The organism is Spirillospora sp. NPDC047279, from assembly GCF_040643285.1.
Taxonomy (GTDB): domain Bacteria; phylum Actinomycetota; class Actinomycetes; order Streptosporangiales; family Streptosporangiaceae; genus Spirillospora.
On record NZ_JBEYUA010000008.1, the window covers coordinates 179,195 to 195,432 of the forward strand.

General features: G+C 71.1%; 16 protein-coding genes and 1 tRNA gene. 10 read left to right on the forward strand and 7 right to left on the reverse strand.

The annotated features are described in order from the left end of the window. Positions 1 to 15 precede the first annotated feature (15 nt). Positions 16 to 420, forward strand: a complete 405-nt coding sequence (locus tag ABZ810_RS22045; RefSeq protein WP_358405837.1) for a DUF3592 domain-containing protein — start codon at positions 16 to 18, stop codon at positions 418 to 420. A 52-nt stretch (positions 421 to 472) separates the two neighbouring features. On the opposite strand, the gene ABZ810_RS22050 is transcribed toward ABZ810_RS22045, so the two are convergent. From ABZ810_RS22050 to ABZ810_RS22065, 4 genes are all read right to left on the reverse strand, one after another. Next, positions 473 to 1,831 (reverse strand): ATP-binding protein, encoded by a 1,359-nt coding sequence (locus ABZ810_RS22050; RefSeq protein WP_358405838.1) that lies wholly within the window; start codon positions 1,829 to 1,831, stop codon positions 473 to 475. 116 nt (positions 1,832 to 1,947) lie between these two features. Further along, the gene (locus ABZ810_RS22055) at positions 1,948 to 2,823 is read right to left on the reverse strand and encodes an ABC transporter permease (RefSeq protein WP_358405840.1); all 876 of its coding nucleotides are present in this window, start codon (positions 2,821 to 2,823) and stop codon (positions 1,948 to 1,950) included. Then, positions 2,813 to 3,616, reverse strand: coding sequence for an ABC transporter ATP-binding protein (locus ABZ810_RS22060; protein ID WP_358405843.1), 804 nt, complete (start codon positions 3,614 to 3,616; stop codon positions 2,813 to 2,815). Before ABZ810_RS22060 ends, ABZ810_RS22055 begins: the two co-directional genes overlap by 11 nt. After that, a complete protein-coding gene (locus tag ABZ810_RS22065; RefSeq protein ID WP_358405846.1) occupies positions 3,616 to 4,662 on the reverse strand; it encodes an ABC transporter substrate-binding protein in 1,047 nt (348 codons plus the stop codon). Before ABZ810_RS22065 ends, ABZ810_RS22060 begins: the two co-directional genes overlap by 1 nt. A gap of 186 nt (positions 4,663 to 4,848) precedes the next feature. Between ABZ810_RS22065 and eno the strand changes: the two genes are divergently transcribed. The 4 genes from eno (at position 4,849) to ABZ810_RS22085 (ending at position 8,342) form a co-directional block, all read left to right on the forward strand. After that, on the forward strand, positions 4,849 to 6,132 hold the full coding sequence (gene eno / locus ABZ810_RS22070) for a phosphopyruvate hydratase (protein ID WP_358405849.1): 1,284 nt from the start codon (positions 4,849 to 4,851) through the stop codon (positions 6,130 to 6,132). A gap of 94 nt (positions 6,133 to 6,226) precedes the next feature. Then, on the forward strand, positions 6,227 to 6,688 hold the full coding sequence (locus ABZ810_RS22075; protein WP_358405852.1) for a septum formation initiator family protein: 462 nt from the start codon (positions 6,227 to 6,229) through the stop codon (positions 6,686 to 6,688). Between the two features lie 53 nt (positions 6,689 to 6,741). Next, the gene (locus ABZ810_RS22080) at positions 6,742 to 7,386 is read left to right on the forward strand and encodes a DUF501 domain-containing protein (protein WP_358405855.1); all 645 of its coding nucleotides are present in this window, start codon (positions 6,742 to 6,744) and stop codon (positions 7,384 to 7,386) included. Beyond that, complete coding sequence (locus ABZ810_RS22085) at positions 7,383 to 8,342, forward strand: Ppx/GppA phosphatase family protein (protein WP_358405858.1); 960 nt, start codon at positions 7,383 to 7,385, stop codon at positions 8,340 to 8,342. Before ABZ810_RS22080 ends, ABZ810_RS22085 begins: the two co-directional genes overlap by 4 nt. A gap of 42 nt (positions 8,343 to 8,384) precedes the next feature. Here ABZ810_RS22085 and ABZ810_RS22090 read toward each other — a convergent pair whose 3' ends face one another. After that, positions 8,385 to 9,161 (reverse strand): DUF2510 domain-containing protein, encoded by a 777-nt coding sequence (locus tag ABZ810_RS22090; protein WP_358405860.1) that lies wholly within the window; start codon positions 9,159 to 9,161, stop codon positions 8,385 to 8,387. Positions 9,162 to 9,337: 176 nt separating this feature from the next. Here ABZ810_RS22090 and ABZ810_RS22095 point away from each other — a divergent pair, with 176 nt between their 5' ends. From ABZ810_RS22095 to ABZ810_RS22115, 5 genes are all read left to right on the forward strand, one after another. Further along, positions 9,338 to 10,153, forward strand: coding sequence for a uracil-DNA glycosylase (locus ABZ810_RS22095; protein WP_358405863.1), 816 nt, complete (start codon positions 9,338 to 9,340; stop codon positions 10,151 to 10,153). A gap of 300 nt (positions 10,154 to 10,453) precedes the next feature. Beyond that, on the forward strand, positions 10,454 to 11,815 hold the full coding sequence (locus tag ABZ810_RS22100; RefSeq protein WP_358405864.1) for an NAD(P)/FAD-dependent oxidoreductase: 1,362 nt from the start codon (positions 10,454 to 10,456) through the stop codon (positions 11,813 to 11,815). A 26-nt stretch (positions 11,816 to 11,841) separates the two neighbouring features. Next, positions 11,842 to 13,113 (forward strand): class I SAM-dependent methyltransferase, encoded by a 1,272-nt coding sequence (locus tag ABZ810_RS22105; protein WP_358405866.1) that lies wholly within the window; start codon positions 11,842 to 11,844, stop codon positions 13,111 to 13,113. 144 nt (positions 13,114 to 13,257) lie between these two features. Next, a tRNA-Leu gene (locus tag ABZ810_RS22110) sits at positions 13,258 to 13,330 on the forward strand. A 103-nt stretch (positions 13,331 to 13,433) separates the two neighbouring features. After that, positions 13,434 to 14,222 (forward strand): Bax inhibitor-1/YccA family protein, encoded by a 789-nt coding sequence (locus ABZ810_RS22115; RefSeq protein WP_358405868.1) that lies wholly within the window; start codon positions 13,434 to 13,436, stop codon positions 14,220 to 14,222. A gap of 214 nt (positions 14,223 to 14,436) precedes the next feature. Here the strand turns inward: ABZ810_RS22115 and ABZ810_RS22120 are convergent, their stop codons facing one another. Together ABZ810_RS22120 and ABZ810_RS22125 are read right to left on the reverse strand one after the other, a co-directional pair. Next, entirely contained in the window at positions 14,437 to 14,664 is a 228-nt protein-coding gene (locus tag ABZ810_RS22120) for a DUF4287 domain-containing protein (protein ID WP_358405869.1), read from the reverse strand. A 197-nt stretch (positions 14,665 to 14,861) separates the two neighbouring features. Further along, the gene (locus ABZ810_RS22125) at positions 14,862 to 16,082 is read right to left on the reverse strand and encodes an acetyl-CoA C-acetyltransferase (protein WP_358405872.1); all 1,221 of its coding nucleotides are present in this window, start codon (positions 16,080 to 16,082) and stop codon (positions 14,862 to 14,864) included. Between the last annotated feature and the right edge of the window lie 156 nt (positions 16,083 to 16,238).

Consider the following 16,238-nt stretch of genomic DNA (forward strand, 5'->3'; position numbering starts at 1 on the left):
ATGAGGGTGAAGCACATGCTGGTGGCCACGGGCGTTCTCGTCGTCGCCGCGCTCTTCGCCGCGTGGGCGGCGGTCGACCTGTCGAATGTGATCAAGCTGGAGCGCAACGGCGTCGTCGTGGCGGCCACGGTGGTGAGCGTCGAGCATCCGGACGACGAGGTGCGGGTCAGGGTCGAGTTCGCCACCCGGAGCGGACTGGTCGCCCGCTCGGTGCTCGACGAGAACGCCCTGGGCGGCGGCGACGCGCCTCCCGTCGGAGCCAGGATCGATGTCCGGTACGTCCCGGAGAATCCGAACGGCAGGGCCGTCAAGGCCACGCGCGGTTTCCGCTACACCTACCTGCCGTCGATCCTCGTCGGGGTCCTCGCCGCCGGCATCGCGGGCATGTCGATCGTGCTCTTCCGCCGTTCCGGGCGCTAGCAGCTGGGAACGAAGCTCGGCCGCCACGTGGTTCACCGCGGGCGGCCGGCCGTCAGGGCTTTCCGGTGGGGAGACGGAGGAGGAAGCGGGCGCCTTCGGCGCCGTCGTCGCGATCGGTGAGGACGAGGGTGCCGCCGTGGGCGACGGCGATGTCGCGGGCGATGGCCAGGCCGAGGCCGGTGCCGCCGGCGTCGCGGTGGACACCTTCGGCGAGGCGGGTGAAACGGTCGAAGACCCGTTCGCGGTCGCCGGGGGCGATGCCGGCACCGTCGTCGATGACCTCGACCACGGCGGCGCCGGGGACGTTGCGGACGACGACGGTGAGGGTGCTGCGGGCGTGCCGGTCGGCGTTGTCGATCAGGTTGGTGATGAGGCGGGCCAGTTCCTGGCGGCCGCCCTGGACGGTGACCTCGCCGTCGCCCAGGACGGTGACGCGCGTCCGGCGGGGGCGGCGCAGGATCTCCTGGTCGGCCAGCTCGTGCAGGTTCACGGACCGGCGCGGGAAGCCGTTCTGCGAGTCGAGGCGGGCCAGCGCCTGGAGATCGTCGACGACGGCCTCCAGGCGCTCGGAGTTCTTGATCACGGCCTCCAGGGTCTCCCGGACGTCGCCCGCGTCGGGGTCGGAGAGCGCCAGTTCGAGCTCCATGCGCAGGCCGGTGAGCGGGCTGCGCAGCTCGTGCGAGAGGTCGGAGACGAAGGCCCGCTGCCGCGCGACCGAACCTTCGAGGCGGTCCAGCGTGGCGTTGACGCTGCGGGCGAGCCGCGCGATCTCGTCCTCCCGGGCCGGTACGGGAACGCGGCGTTGCAGGTCGGTGGCGGTGATCTCGTCCAGCTCGCGGGTGATCTCGTGCACCGGGCGCAGGGTGCGGGTGGTCGAACGCCAGGTGCCGTAGCCGACCAGGCCGGCGATCGCAGGGATGCCCAGGAGCGCCCAGGGGATGGTGACGAGGCCGGGCTCGGGGGCGAGTGCGTAGACCACGCGGGAGTCCTCCCCGTCGTCGACCCGGACGGCCACCACCATGTACTCCCGGCCGCCGTGGCCGGTGACGACGCCGTTCCGCAGGTCGTCCACGTCGCCCGGCACCGGGAACCTGACCACGGGGTGCCCCGCCATCTCCGGGGTCGCAGCGAGGACCCGGCCCCGCGCGTCCACCACCTGGACCCGCTCGACGTTGCCCGTCACGGTGCTCTCGGTGATCTGGCCGAGCCGGACGAGGGCGGCCACCCGCCGGGCGTTCCGGGCCAGGACGTCCTGCCGGTCGCTGAGCTCGTCCCGCCGGGCCAGCGTCATCGCCAGCGCGCACAGGGCGGTCGCGAGCAGCCCGGCCACCAGGACCGTCGAGACGGTGACCCGGACCCGGATCCCCGGCTCCGTACGGATCCACCGCCGCGGCGCGTTCATCGCGGTCATTACTTCCCTGGAGCGGGCAAATGCCAGCCGGGCTCCGGGTCAAGGAAGTTCCGGGACGGGCGGACGGCCGACCGGGCCGGCTCCGGTCGGCCGGAGCCGGCCCGTCACCACCCCGGCTAGTCGGAGTTGAGGCCCCACCGGTTGCGGAGGGACCGGTCGGCGGCGCCGAACGCCATGTCGACGACGATGCCGATGACCAGGATGACGATCATCGTGGCCAGCAGCCCGGCGGAGTCGTTGACGTCGCGGTCGGTGCCGAGCTGCGCGCCCAGCGACTTCTTGCCGAAGTTGACGATCAGCTCGCCCGCCATCAGGCTGCGCCAGGCGAACGCCCAGCCCTGCTTGAGGCCGGTGACGAACGAGGGCAGCGACGCCGGCAGCAGCAGGTGCCGGAACCGGTTGAAGCCGCGCAGCCCCATGACCTTGCCCGCGCGGAGCAGGATCGGCGGCGTGTAGTCGACCCCGGCGATCAGCCCGATGGCGATCGACGGCGCGGCGCCGAGGACGACCACGAACATGATGGCCGTCTCGCTGGTGTTGAACAGCAGCACCGCGAACGGCAGCCAGACGATCGACGGGAGCGTCTGCAGGCCGGTGATCAGCGAGCCGACGGCGGCGCGGAGCACCCGGACGCGGGCGACGGTCGCGCCGATGATCCCGCCGACGGCCACGGAGATCGCGAAGCCCACGAGCGCACGCTGCATCGTGGTCGAGACCTCTTCGGCCATCGTGCCGTCCTGGACGCGCTCCCACAGTTCGGGGAACACCAGGCCGGGGCCGGGGAGGACGTACTCCTCCTTCCAGCCGCTCCAGACGACCAGCTGCCAGGCCAGCACGCCGAGCACGATCGCGGCCACCTTGGGCCAGAGCGAGCCCCAGACGCGCCTGGACGTCTTCAGCCGGGTGCGGCCGCCGAGCTCCAGCGCGTCCAGGCCGGTGATCTGCCTCTCGAGCGCGGGATCGATGTCCCGCTTGCGGGTCTCAACTGCCATGGCGGCCGACCTCCTCGCGCAGCCGGTCGGTGATCTTCCCGGCCAGTGTCGCCACCTCGGGCGAGTCGATGCGCCGCGGGCGGTCCAGCGGCACGGGGAACTCCTCGACGACGCGGCCGGGGCGGCTGCTCAGCAGCACCACCCGGTCGCCGAGCCGGACGGCCTCGCGCACGTTGTGCGTGACGAACAGCACGCTGAGGTTCTTCTCGCGCCAGATCCGCTCGATCTCGTCGTGCAGCAGGTCGCGGGTCATCGCGTCGAGCGCGCCGAACGGCTCGTCCATGAGCAGGACGGTGCCCTTGGACGTGTCCTGCTCGTCCACCGTCAGCGCGAGGGCGCGGGCCAGCGCGACGCGCTGGCGCATGCCGCCCGACAGCTGGTGCGGGCGGCGCTTCTCGAACCCGGTGAGGTGGACGGATCCCAGCAGCTCGGCGGCCCGCCCGCGGCGTTCGGCTCGCGGCACGCCGCGCATCTTGAGCGCCAGCTCGATGTTGCCGGTGACCGTCAGCCACGGGAACAGGGCGGGCTCCTGGAACATCAGCGCGAGCCGGGCGTCGCCGGTGTCGATCTCGCCCGCGCTCACCTGGTCGAGGTCGGCGACCAGGTTGAGCAGCGTGCTCTTACCGCAGCCCGAGGCACCGAGCAGGCAGACGAACTCGCCGGGCGAGACGTCGAGGGAGACGTTGTCGAGTGCGAGCAGCGCGCCCGCACCGGAACCGAATGCTTTCGAGACGCCGCTCAGCCGGACCGCGGCGGCGGTCCGGCTGGGGGCGGCCTGGGTGGCCTGTGTCATTACGCGTTGACCTGTGCCTTTCCGCCTGCCTTCAGGATCTCGTTGAGGGTCGTGAGGTCGTAGATCCCGTTGAGGTCGGTCTTCTCCAGGAGGCCGACCTGCTCCGCGTGCTTGGCGCCCTCGATGAGCGAGGTCGCGACCGGGTCGTTGGTGAACTCGACGTTCTTGAACGTGGCGTCCAGGACCGAGGGCTTGAGCGGCTTGCCGGTGAGGACGTTCAGCTGCTCGTTGGCGACCTTGGCGGCGGCCGCCTTGTCGTTGTTGATGAAGTCGTTGGCCTCGACATGCGCCTGGATCAGCTTCTTGACCAGGTCCGGGTGCTCCTTCTGGAAGTCGGCCCGGACGATGAGATGGGTGATGACGAACTTGCCGTTCGGCCAGAGGGTCTTCTCGTCGATCAGGACCTTGCCGCCGCTCTCCTGCTGGAGGCGGCTGGCGAAGGGCTCCGGCACCCAGGCGCCGTCGATCTGGCCCTGGCTGAAACTCTGCAGGGTGACGGAGTTCTCCTGGGGAACGATCTTGACGTCGCCACCGCCGGCGAGGTCGGTCTTGAGGCCCTGCTTCTGGAGCCAGTGGCGCAGCGCGACGTCCTGGGTGTTGCCCTTCTGCGGCGTCGCGATCTTCTTGCCCTTGAGGTCGGCCGCGGAGTTGATGCCCGGCTTGACCACCAGCGCGACGCCGCCGGAGGCCGCCCCGGCGATGATCTTGATGGCCTTGCCCTTGGACTTGGACCAGGCGTTGATCGCCGGGTTGGGGCCGACGTAGGTGGCGTCGATGCCCTTGGCGAACAGGGCCTCGACGGCGGCCGGGCCGGCGTTGAACGACTGGGTCTTGAGCTTGACGTCCGCGCCGAGGTGCTTCTGGAACGTGCCGTTCTTGATCCCGACGAGGGCGGTGGCGTGCGTGATGTTCGGGAAGAAGCCCAGCTTCACCTCGGTGGCACCGCCGCCGGAGTCGGAGTCGCCGCCACAGGCGCTGAGCGTGCCCGCTCCGGCGAGGACGATCAGAGCGGTGGCGGCGATCCTGCCGCGGAACCTGCGAGTCATTGTCACTATTCCCTACTTATCAAGTGTGTTTGGTGGTCACAGTAGACAATGTAGGTAATGGAGTCGTCAAGTCGGCCGCCCGGCACGGTTCCGTAACGACCGCCGACCACCGGTCCGGATCGTGCGGACCCGGATTGGATAGGCTCGGCTCCGCCAACCGTCTCCGCGTGAAACAGGGAGTTGCCCGTGTCGTCGATCGAGGCCGTACTCGCCCGGGAAGTCCTCGACTCCCGCGGCAACCCGACCGTCGAGGTCGAGGTGCTGCTCGCCGACGGCACCGAGGCCCGCGCCATGGTGCCCAGTGGTGCGTCCACCGGCCGGTTCGAGGCCGTCGAGCTGCGGGACGGCGGCGAGCGGTACGGCGGCAAGGGCGTCCAGAAGGCCGTCAAGGCCGTCAACGAGACCATCGACGAGAAGCTGGTCGGCTACCCGGCCAGTGAGCAGCGGCTCATCGACCAGCTGCTGATCGACCTGGACGGCACCCCCAACAAGGCCGAGATCGGCGCCAACGCGATCCTCGGCGTGAGCCTGGCCGTCGCGCGGGCCGCCGCCGACTCGTCCGGCCTCCCGCTGTTCCGCTACGTGGGCGGGCCCAACGCGCACCTGCTGCCGGTGCCGATGATGAACATCGTCAACGGCGGCGCGCACGCCGACACCAACGTCGACGTCCAGGAGTTCATGATCGCGCCGATCGGGGCGCCGACGTTCTCCGAGGCCGTGCGCTGGGGCGCCGAGACCTACCACGCGCTCAAGTCCGTCCTGAAGAGCCGCGGCCTGGCGACCGGCCTGGGCGACGAGGGCGGCTTCGCCCCCGAGCTGCCCAACAACCGCGAGGCGCTCGACCTCATCCTGGAGGCGATCGGCAAGGCCGGGTTCACCCCCGGCGGAGACATCGCGGTCGCCCTCGACGTCGCCGCGAGCGAGTTCCACTCCGACGGCGCCTACGCGTTCGAGGGCACCAAGCGCAGCGCCGAGCAGATGGCCGCCTACTACGGCGAGCTCGTCGACGCCTACCCGCTGGTCTCCATCGAGGACCCGCTGGACGAGGAGGACTGGGACGGCTGGCAGGCCCTCACCGCGGCCATCGGCTCCAAGGTCCAGCTCGTCGGCGACGACCTGTTCGTCACCAACCCCGAGCGGCTCCAGCGCGGCATCGACACCGGGACCGCCAACGCGCTGCTGGTCAAGGTCAACCAGATCGGGTCGCTCACCGAGACCCTCGACGCCGTCTCGCTCGCCCAGAGCAACGGCTTCAAGTGCATGATGAGCCACCGGTCCGGCGAGACCGAGGACACCACGATCGCCGACCTGGCCGTCGCGACCAACTGCGGCCAGATCAAGACCGGGGCCCCGGCCCGCAGCGACCGCGTCGCCAAGTACAACCAGCTGCTGCGCATCGAGGAACTGCTCGACGACGGAGCCCGCTACGCCGGCGCCGCCGCCTTCCCGCGTTTCCGCTGGAACGGCTGACCGCGTTCTCCGGCCGGGTTTCTGACCGAGTTCTCTGACCGATTTCTTGGACCGCGTTCCCGTACCGCCGTCGACCCAGCAGGGGGCGTTCGCTGTGGCGAAGGACGACGACCGCAAGGCCCTCCGGGGGGACGACGCCCCGGAGGGCTCCGGCTCCGGCGGGAGCCGGAGCGCGCGCCGGGGCAACCCGGCCCTGACCAGCCGTGCCGCGATCCTGGCGATCGTGATGTGCGCGATCGCGCTGAGCCTCGCCTACCCCGTACGGGAGTACATCGCGCAGCGCCAGGAGATCGCCTCGCTCGAGCACAAGGAGCGGGTGGCCCAGAAGCAAGTGGAAGAACTCGCCCAACGCAAGCAACGCCTGGGAGATAAGTCGTACATTGAGCGTGAGGCCAAGCGAAGGCTCCACTATTGCAACACGGGGGAGAAGTGCTTCATCGTTCTTGACGGTGGCGGGGCCGGCGGCCAGCAGGCCCAGCAGGACGGCAAGTCGAGCCGGCCACCGTGGTACGAGTCGCTCTGGCGGTCGGTGGAGGCCGCGGACAGACCGCGCTGACGCTCAGGGGTGTGGGGAGACGCTCCTGGGTGACGGCTCGGGTGGGGACGGAAATGACCAGCGAATCAGACGTGGCCGAATCAGACGTGGCCGCATCAGAGGTGGCCGCTTCGGACGTGGCCGCCGTGGCGGCCCAGCTCGGCCGTGAGCCGCGCGGCATCCGCCGCGTGGCCTACCGGTGTCCGTGCGGGCTGCCCGCCGTCATCGAGACCTCACCGCGGCTGCCCGACGGCACCCCGTTCCCCACGCTGTTCTACCTGACCTGCCCCAAGGCCGCGTCCGCCATCGGAACGCTCGAAGGCAGCGGCGTGATGCGCGAGATGCAGGCCAGGCTCGCCGGCGACGCCTCGCTTCAGGCCGAGTACACCGCGGCCCACCGGGACTACCTGCGCCGCCGCGACGACGCCACGAGCGAGGACGGCGTCGAACCGCTTCCGCAGGGCATGCAGAGCGCCGGCGGCATGCCGGAACGTGTCAAGTGCCTGCACGCCCTGGTCGGGCACGAGCTCGCGGTGCCCGGCGTCAACCCGTTCGGCCGCGAGGCCCTCGACGCATTGCCCGAGTGGTGGCGGTCCGGCACCTGCGTCTGCGCCGAGCCCGCCCGCACCGATTCCGACCGCACCGATTCCGACCGCACCGATTCCGACCGCACCGATTCCGACCGCACCGAGCCCGGCCACACCGAGGAGTCCCAGTGACACGCGTCGCCGCCATCGACTGCGGGACCAACTCGGTCCGCCTCCTCATCGCCGACATCGCCCCCGACCCGGCGGGCAGCGCGGGCAGCGCGGGCGGCGCCGGCGGCATGCTCACCGACGTCGAGCGCCTCATGGAGATCGTGCGGCTCGGCCAGGGCGTCGACCGGACCGGGCGGCTGGCGCCGGAGGCCCTCGACCGCACGTTCACCGCGATGCGCGGCTACGCCGAGCTGGTCGAACGGCACGGGGCCGAGAAGGTCCGGGTCGTCGCGACCAGCGCCACCCGCGACGCCGACAATCGTGCCGACTTCGTCAGCGGCGTGGTCGACATCTTCGGCGTGGTGCCCGAGGTCATCACCGGTGACGAGGAGGCCACGCTCTCCTTTCTGGGCGCCACCCGCGAGCTGGCGGCGCTGCGTCCGGCCCGTCCCTACCTGGTGGTGGACATCGGCGGCGGCTCGACCGAGTTCGTGCTCGGGAGCTCCGAGGTCGAGGCGGCGCGCTCGGTCGACATCGGCTGCGTCCGGATGACCGAACGCCACCTGAAGGACGGCGACCCGCCGTCGCCCGAGCAGATCACGGCCGCCGCGGCCGACATCGACGCCGCGCTGGCCGAGGTGCGCAGGACCGTTCCGGTCGACGAGGCGCGCACCCTGGTCGGCCTGGCGGGCTCGGTCACCACCATCTCCGGGATCGCGCACGGCCTGCCCGAGTACGACCCCGAGCGCATCCACCTGTCGCGCGTCACCGCCACCCAGGTGCACGAGGTGACCCGCAACCTGCTGCACGCCACCCGGGCCGAGCGCGCGGCGATCGGCGTCATGCACCCGGGCCGGGTCGACGTCATCGGCGCGGGCGCGCTCATCCTCGACCGCATCATGCGGGAGTACGGCTTCGGCGCCGTGGTGGTCAGCGAGCACGACATCCTCGACGGCATCGCCTGGTCGCTGGCCTGACGGCCGGCCGTTCGGCCTGCTCCCGGCCTCCGGGGCGGCGGGTCAGCGCTTGAGCGCGGCGAGCAGCGCGGGGATGAGGACGGCGTTCGGGTTCTGCTGCGGCACGTAGAGCACCGCCGCCGTGCCGGTCGACTGCTGGATCCACACCTGGCCGTTCTCCACGGTCGCGCCGGAGATCGCCGACCAGCTGAGCGAGACCCGGTTGCCGCGCACGCCGCCCGGATGCACGGTCAGCCCCTGTGCCACGTCGACCGGGTCACCGCCGCGCACCTGCCGGGCGAGCTCGTCGACCAGCCGCGGCTCGGCGAGCCTGCGGCACATCTCGACCAGCCGGAGCCAGATCTCCTCCTGCTCGACGACGACCTCGACGCGCGGGCCGCCGTGGAAGGGGTGCCGCCCGACCTGGAAGATCCATTGAACGCCGCCGGCCCCCGGCCCGTACTGACCGGCGGAGGGCACCGCCGCCCAGTAGGCGACCCATTCCACGTGTCCCCAGGCCAGCGAGGAGGTGCCGTAGCCGACCAGGTGTTCGTCGGCGTGCAGGTGGAGCCCTCGCACGCCGGCGTCGAGGGACTGCGGGGCCGCGTGCTGCTGCGCCCAGGAGTACTGGCCGGGCTGCTGGTAGTGCTGCGGGACGGGCGCGGGCGACGGCGTGGACGCCGGTGCCGGTGAGGGCGCCGGTGGCGGCGCCTGTCTCTCGAGGGGCTGGCGCGACGGCGAGGCGGGCTGCGGATTGAGGTTCTGCGTCCAGCGGCGCCCGTCCCACCACCGCAGGCTGCCGCCGCCATAGGGGTCGGGATACCAGCCCGGTTGCGCCAAGGCATGCCTCCGCTCCACACGGTGCGCCGCACACCACCACCCCGACCGGCGCGCACCGCATCGTACCGAGCGGGATACGGCGGGCGATATGACTTGGCCCCTGCGACGCGCGCCACATGCGGCCTGTTCCTGGGCCCGGGCGGGTCCGGTTGTGGCCGCGTGCGAGTATCGATCGCATGACCGCCGGCAACGCACCCTTCGTACCGCCAGGGACGGGGTGGCCCGACGATCCGGCCACCGCGGACACCCCCGTCGCGCACGACGCCGCCGAGGTGGCCGAGCTCGCGGCCAAGGCGCCCGATCTGGCCGGACTGTGCGCCCGCCAGTCGGTGTGCCGGGCCTGCGACCGCCTGGTCGAATGGCGCGAACGGGTCGCCGTCGAGCGCCGCCGGGCCTTCGCGGACGAACGTTACTGGGGCCGTCCGATCGCGGGGTGGGGGGACGAGGAGCCGCGGATCCTGCTGATCGGGCTCGCCCCGGCGGCCCACGGCGGCAACCGGACCGGGCGCGTCTTCACCGGCGACCGGTCGGGCGACTGGCTGTTCGCCTCGCTCCACCGGGTCGGGCTCGCCGCCCGGCCGACCAGCGTGCGCGCGGGCGACGGGCAGCGGCTGCTCGGGGCGCGGATGGTGGCGACCGTGCGGTGCGCGCCCCCGGACAACAAGCCGACCCCGGCCGAACGGCTGACCTGCCGGCCGTGGCTCACGCACGAGATCGAGGCGCTCGCGCCGGGCGTCCGGGTGGTCGTGATGCTCGGCGGCTACGCCTGGCAGGGGGCGTGGCCCGCGCTCCAGCAGGCGGGATACAGGCTGCCGCGGCCGCGTCCGGCGTTCGGGCACGGGGTGGAGATCGAGATCACCTCACCCGCGGGGGAGCCGGTGGCGATGATCGGCACCTATCACCCCAGCCAGCAGAACACCTTCACCGGCCGCGTCACCGAGGAGATGCTCGACACGGTGTTCGCGCGCGCCCGCGTGCTCGCCGGGCTCTGAGGCCGGCCTGGCGGCAGGGCCCCGGATGACCGGTCCGGCGGCCGGTCAGGCGGCAGGTTTTCGAACAGGAACGGCGGGGCAGGGCCGTGGCCAAGCGGCCGGAGCGGTCATTCGCACCCCCGCGCTCCGCTCCGACCGCTTGGCGCCCCCGTCGGGCCCTGTCCCGCCGCCGTTCTGGTGATACATCCAGTGAGATGCCGAGGTCGGCGAAGATGTTCGCCGGAATTCGAGGAAGCTGGTGATTCTTCGGCGAAGTCGTTCATGGGGTGACTACGGGTCAGATCGGGGTACCGATCCGGTATGCCTGCACTGTCTGCATCGGACGGCGACGCCCGCGAGATACTGATCATCGGCGGCGGCTACGTCGGCATGTACACCGCGCTGCGGTTGCAGCGGAAGCTGCGCGGTGACCTGCGGCGCGGCGACGTCAAGATCACTGTCGTCGACCCGCAGTCCTACATGACCTACCAGCCGTTCCTGCCGGAGGCCGCGGCGGGCAACATCGAGCCGCGGCACGTCGTGACGCCGCTGCGCAAGGTCCTCAAACGGTGCCGGATCGTCAACGGCCACGTCACCAAGATCGATCATGCGGAGCGGACGGTCCTCGTCCGGCCCGCCGGGGCCGCCCTGGCGGGGGAGGAGCGGCGGGAGCTGCGGTACGACCGGCTCGTCGTCGCGGTCGGCTCCGTCTCGCGCACGCTGCCCATTCCCGGCCTGGCCGAATGCGGCATCGGCTTCAAGACCGTGGAAGAGGCGATCTTCCTGCGCAACCACGTCCTCCACCAGCTCGACATCGCGTCCTCGATCGACGACGAGACCGCCCGGCGCCGGGCGCTCACGTTCGTCTTCGTGGGCGGCGGCTTCGCGGGCGTGGAGGCGCTGGCGGAACTGGAGGACATGTCCCGCGACGCGCTCAGGTGGTATCCGACCATCGCGCAGAGCGAGCTGCGCTGGATGCTGGTCGAGGCCGCGGACCGCATCCTGCCCGAGGTCGGCCCCGAGATGGGGCGGTGGACCGTCGAGGCGTTGCGCAAGCGCGGCATCGAGGTGAAGCTGGAGACCCTTCTTAAATCATCCGAAAAGCGCCATATCGTGCTGAGTGACGGCGAGGAGTTCGACGCCGGGACCCTGGTGTGGACCGCCGGGGTCAAACCGCATCCGGTCGTCCGCGAGAGCGACCTGCCGATCGACGAGAAGGGCCGGGTCAAGGCGACCGCCGAGCTGGTCGTCGAGGGGGTCGACGGCGTCTACACGGCGGGCGACAACGCGGCCGTGCCGGACGTCACAAAGCCGGGCGAGTTCACCGCGCCCAACGCCCAGCACGCGGTGCGCCAGGCCAGGGTGCTGGCCGACAACATCGTGCGTGACCTGCGCGGACGCCCGCGCAAGGAGTACCGGCACAAGTACGTCGGATCGGTCGCCGGGCTCGGGCTGCACAAGGGCGTGGCGAACGTTTACGGGATCAAGCTGAGGGGCGTGCTCGCCTGGTTCATGCACCGCACATACCATCTGTCTCGGGTGCCGACGGTCAACCGCAAGTTCCGCGTCACCGCGGACTGGACTCTCGCGCTGTTCTTCCGGCGTGAGATCGTCTCGCTGGGCGCGCTGGAACGGCCCCGGCGCGAGTTCGAGCTCGCGGCCGGACGGCTCCCGGACGACTAGCCGGACGGGCGAGAGGAGGACGCGTCGTGCAGGACGGTGTCGCCTCCAGGCTCGCCCCGCTGCTCACCAAGATCCTGCTCGGAGACGACGACGGTGACGGCACGGCCGCCGACCTGCCGATCCGGGTGCGCGCCTGGGACGGCAGCACGATCGGCCCGGCGGCCGCCCCCGCGTTCGTCATCCGGCACCGCCGCGCGCTGCGCAGGCTGCTGTGGAAGCCGGGCGAGATGGGGCTCGTCCGCGCCTACGTCGCGGGCGAGCTCGACATCGAGGGCGACGTCTTCGCCGCGCTCGGCGCGGTGCAGCGGGTCATGCGCAGCGGCGACGAGCCCATCCGGCTCAGCGCCGACGACAAACGCGAGATCGTCCGCACCGCGGTCACGCTCGGCGCCGTGGGGCCCGAGCCCAAGCCGCCGCCCGAGGAGTTCCGGACCGGCCGCCGCGGCGACGACCTGGGGCCGCTCGAGGCCCCGCCCGGCTTCTTCGCCCGCCTGCTCGGCCCCGACATGGCGCACGGCAGCGGGTTGTGGGACGGCGCGGTCGACCTCCAGGACGCGCAGCGCGCCGCCCTCGACTCGGTCGCCGAACGGCTCGGCCTGTTCCCCGGCGCCCGTGTCCTCGACCTCAACTGCGGCTGGGGCGCGTTCGCCTGCCATGCCGCCGAGCAGCACCGGGTCCGCGTCGTCGGTCTGACCCGCACCGCCGAGCAGGGCGACCACGTGCGGGAACGTGCCGCGGCCGCCGGACTGTCGGACCGGGTCGAGGCGCGCGGCCGGGACCTGGCCGCCGCGGGCGGCGGACCGTACGACGCGATCGTCGGGCTGACCGGGCTGGAGTCGCTCGGCCGTGACAGCGGGCGGCTCTACGACCTGCTCGCGCCCGGCGGCCGGCTGCTCATCCAGGAGCCGGTGCGGCGCCCCGGCCCGCACCAGATCCGGCGCACGTTCACCACCAGCTACATGTTCCCCGAGGACGGCGAGCTGCGGCCGCTCGGCGAGATCGTCGGCGAGATCGAGGAGGCGGGGCTGGAGGTGCGGAGCGTCGGCGCGCTGCGCGAGCACCACGCCCGCACCCTGCGCGCCTGGGCGGCGAACCTGCAGCGGCACTGGAAGGAATGCGCCGAGCTCGCCGGGACGGGCCGGGCCCGGGTGTGGCTGCTCTATCTGGCCGCCTCGGCGCTCGCCTGCGAGAGCGGCCGCATCGGCGTTCACGAAATCCATGCAATTCGCCGTGACCGGGACGGCCGCGCCGGCGCCACTATGGTGGAGGCGTTCGCGGTTCATGGGGACGGCGCCTAATGTCCCGCTGAACCGCTCCACATACCGGCGATCTGTCCGGCGAAGACCGCTCTGACCTGTGCCGGAGCTCGATCGGGCGGAAATGCGGTCTCGTTCGAATGGCGGCCGCCCGGGCGCCGGGAATGCCGCGGGTATGATGACGCCGCCCCTGTGGCCCAATGGTAGAGGCGAGCTCCCTAAAAGAGCTTATGTGTCGGTTCGAGTCCGACCGGGGGCACCGACGACGGCCGGATGATACCGAGCCGTCATGCTGGGTACGGTTCGGAACGGCTTTTTCCGACTAGAATGATCTGAACTGTCAGGCCTGAGTGGAGGCGGCAATGGAGAGCAGGAACCCCGCGTTCCGGGGCAATGCCTTCGGTGGGCAGGGAGGCGGCTACGGCACGCCGCCACCGCAGGGACTTCAGGACACCTACGGCGCGCCCGCGTACGCGCCCCCGGCCACCACCCGGCCGATGACCTACGACGACGTCGTCATCAGGAGCTTCCTCAGCCTGCTGGCACTCTGCGTCACCGGCGCGCTGACCTGGGCGTTCGTCCCGATCCAGACCGCGCTGGCGATCGCCGTGGTGGCGTTCCTGCTGCAGCTGGGCGTCGGCCTCTACATCAGCTTCTCGGGCAAGGCCAACGCGCCGCTGGTGCTCACGTTCTCCGCCGTCTACGGCGTCGGCGTCGGCGCGATCAGCCACTACTACGAGAACCTCTACAACGGGATCGTCCTCCAGGCGGTCATCGGCACGGCGCTGGCGTTCGCGGGCGTGCTGGCCGTGCACTCGCTCAAGATCATCCGGGTCACGCCCAAGTTCGCCCGCTACGTGTGCGCGGCCGGCTTCGCCCTGCTCGGGCTGATGCTGGTCAACTTCATCGCCGCGTTCTTCGTGGACGGCGGCATCGGCATCCGCGACGGCGGCCCGATCGCCATCGTGTTCAGCGTGATCGCGATCCTGGTCGGCTGCTTCTTCCTGCTGCTCGACTTCGACTCGATCGAGCAGGGCGTCCGGGCCGGCGCGCCGGAGAAGTTCGCCTGGTACTGCGCGTTCGGGCTCACGCTGAGCCTCGTGTGGATCTACCTGGAGATCCTGCGCCTGCTGTCGTACTTCAGGGACTGACCGCGCTACGCGGAGTCCCGCCTTCGACGCTGGACACATGACTCGCCCCCTGCCGGCCGTGGTGCCGGCAGGGGGCGAATCAGTTGCGGGATCTCTGCGCCATGGTCGGACCGCGCAGCGGTGCGACGGCGGGGATCATCCGTTGGCGGGATCCCGCGAAGCTCTTGGGTCGTCGACGGCGTCACCCGGGACGCCGTGCGACCGGCACGCGCGATCAGTAGTGGCGTGCCCGGCGGGTGCGCTCGTGCTCGCGGACCAGAGCGGCCGCGTAGCCGTGCGAGAGCCCGTGCTCGTCGGCGAGCCAGTTGCAGCGCTCCTCGCATCGGATGAAGGCCGGTCCGTTCTCGATGGCGGTGAACCACTCGGGGATGTCACGTCCTGTGACTTGCGGGATGCGTGCGATCAGCTTGCTGTGCGTCTCCGGCGAGTGGCTCAAAGACAATTGGCACCTCCAGATAGCGGGGCTCTTCCTGCCGACTCTGCAACAGCGGCATGGATGTGACAACCCCCTAACGGGGACCTATCCGTTACGTAACGTAGATCCTTCATAACGTAGTGATCGTTCATATACGAAATCGGCCCGCACGGACTTCGTGCGGGCCGATTTCGGTGCTGCTTCGCAGGTGAGGCGGCAGGTGGTCAGCTCAGCCGCTCGATCACCATCGCCATGCCCTGGCCGCCGCCGACGCACATCGTCTCCAGCCCGAACTGCTTGTCGTGGAACTGCAGCGAGTTGACGAGGGTGGAGGTGATGCGGGCGCCCGTCATGCCGAACGGGTGACCCACCGCGATCGCGCCGCCGTTGACGTTGAGCTTGTCGATGTCGATGCCCAGGTCGTCCGCGGACGGCAGCACCTGGGCGGCGAACGCCTCGTTGATCTCGACCAGGTCGATGTCGTTGATCGTCAGGCCGGCCAGCGCCAGCGCGCGCTGGGAGGCGCCCACCGGGCCGAGACCCATGATCTCCGGGGACAGGCCGGTGACGCCGGTGGACACGATCCGCGCCAGCGGGGTGATGCCCAGCTCGGCGGCCTTGGTGTCGCTCATGACGACGACCGCGGCGGCGCCGTCGTTCAGCGGGCAGCAGTTGCCCGCCGTCACCGTGCCGTCGGGCCGGAACACCGGCTGGAGCTGCGACACCTTGTCGTAGCTGGTGCCGGGCCGCGGGCCGTCGTCCTTGGACACCACGGTGCCGTCGGGCAGCGTCGCCGGGGTGATGTCCTTCTCCCAGAAGCCGTTGGCGAGCGCCTTCTCGGCGAGGTTCTGCGAGCGCACGCCGAACTCGTCCTGCGCCTGCCGGCTCACGCCGCGCAGACCGGCCACGTTCTCGGCGGTCTGGCCCATCGCGATGTAGACGTCGGGGACCTGGCCGTCCTCGCGCGGGTCGTGCCACACGCCGGCGCCGCCCTCGGCGGTCTTGGCGGTGCGGGCCTCGGCGTCGGCGAACAGCGGGTTCTTGGTGTCGGGCAGCCCGTCGCTGCTGCCCTTGGCGAAGCGGCTCACCATCTCGACGCCGGCCGAGATGATGACGTCGGCCTCGCCGGCCTTGATCGCGTGCAGGGCCATCCGGGAGGTCTGCAACGACGAGGAGCAGTACCGGGTGATCGTCGCGCCGGGCACGGTGTCCCAGCCGAGCAGCGTGGCGACGACCTTGGCCTGGTTGTAGCCCTGCTCGCCGCCGGGAAGGCCACAGCCGAGCAGCAGGTCGTCGATCTGGCTCGGGTCGAGCTGCGGCACCTTGGCCATGGCCGCGGTGATCATCTGGGCGGTGAGGTCGTCCGGGCGCAGGTCCTTCAGCGAACCCTTGAAGGCGCGGCCGATCGGCGAACGCGCGGTGGCGACGATGACTGCCTCGGGCATGTCGGGTACTCCCTGTCTGAACGGCCGGTGGCTGTCCCGGCGACGGTGTTACTCACCGGTCACTCAGCAATCTAGCTGCTGCCCGCTCGGGCGTACACGCCGGGTCCTGGAGCTTATGGACGGTGAGTCCAATAAGTGCGGACTTGCTCACCACAG